This window comes from Streptomyces sp. NPDC002537 (assembly GCF_053594975.1).
Genome location: NZ_JBSFWT010000204.1, coordinates 1 through 1,057, shown reverse-complemented (window position 1 = coordinate 1,057; position 1,057 = coordinate 1). Strand labels below are relative to the sequence as shown.

Below are 1,057 nucleotides of genomic sequence, written 5' to 3'. Positions count from 1 at the left end.
GGAGGCGGCACGGATCGCGCTGACGTACCGCACGCCGGTCTTCCTGCTCTCCGACGGCTACCTCGCCAACGGCTCCGAACCCTGGCGGGTCCCCGAGACCGGCGAACTGCCCGACCTGCGCACAGAATTCACCACCCGCCCCAACCATGTCACCGAGGACGGCACCGAGGTCTTCTGGCCCTACAAACGCGACCCCCGCACCCTGGCACGCCCCTGGGCAGTACCGGGAACACCGGGCTTGGAGCACCGGATCGGCGGGATCGAGAAACAGGACGGGACGGGGAACATCTCCTACGACCCCGCCAACCACGACCACATGGTCCGCACCCGCCAGGCCAAAATCGACAACATCCAAGTGCCCGACCTCACCGTCGACGACCCCCACGGCGCCAGAACCCTGGTCCTGGGCTGGGGCTCCACCTACGGACCCATCACCGCAGCCGTCCGCCGCCTGCGCGCACAGGGCGTGGCGATCGCACAGGCCCACCTGCGCCACCTCAACCCCTTCCCGAAGAATCTGGGCGAGATCCTGGCCCGCTACGACACGGTGACCGTGCCCGAGATGAACCTCGGCCAGCTCACCACCCTCATCCGCGCCAAGTACCTCGTCGACGCCCAAGCTCACACCCAGGTCAACGGCATGCCCTTCAAGGCCGAACAGCTCGCCGCCGCCCTCAAGGAAGCCACCTGCCATGACTGAGGCGCTCAAACTCATCCCCAAAGCCGAAACCGCCCAGACCATGAAGGACTTCAAAACCGACCAGGAAGTCCGCTGGTGCCCCGGCTGCGGCGACTACGCCATCCTCGCCGCCGTACAGGCCTTCATGCCCACCCTCGGCCTCGCCCGAGAAAACACCGTCTTCATCTCCGGCATCGGCTGCTCCTCCCGCTTCCCCTACTACATGAACACCTACGGGATGCACTCCATCCACGGCCGCGCACCCGCCATCGCCACCGGACTCGCCACCAGCCGCACCGACCTCAGCGTCTGGGTCGTCACCGGCGACGGCGACGCCCTCTCCATCGGCGGCAACCACCTCATCCACGCCCTGCGCCG

The 1,057-nt window shown here is 67.5% G+C and carries 1 protein-coding gene and 1 pseudogene; both read left to right on the top strand.

Features of this window, described 5'->3' with window-relative positions; genetic code table 11:
- Window positions 1–700, top strand: a pseudogene (locus ACWD4A_RS35410) (2-oxoacid:acceptor oxidoreductase subunit alpha); the annotation flags it as partial.
- Window positions 693–1,057 (top strand): thiamine pyrophosphate-dependent enzyme (locus tag ACWD4A_RS35405; protein WP_451200592.1); only part of this gene is annotated, 365 nt, incomplete at its 3' end. The pseudogene ACWD4A_RS35410 and the gene ACWD4A_RS35405, both read left to right, overlap by 8 nt.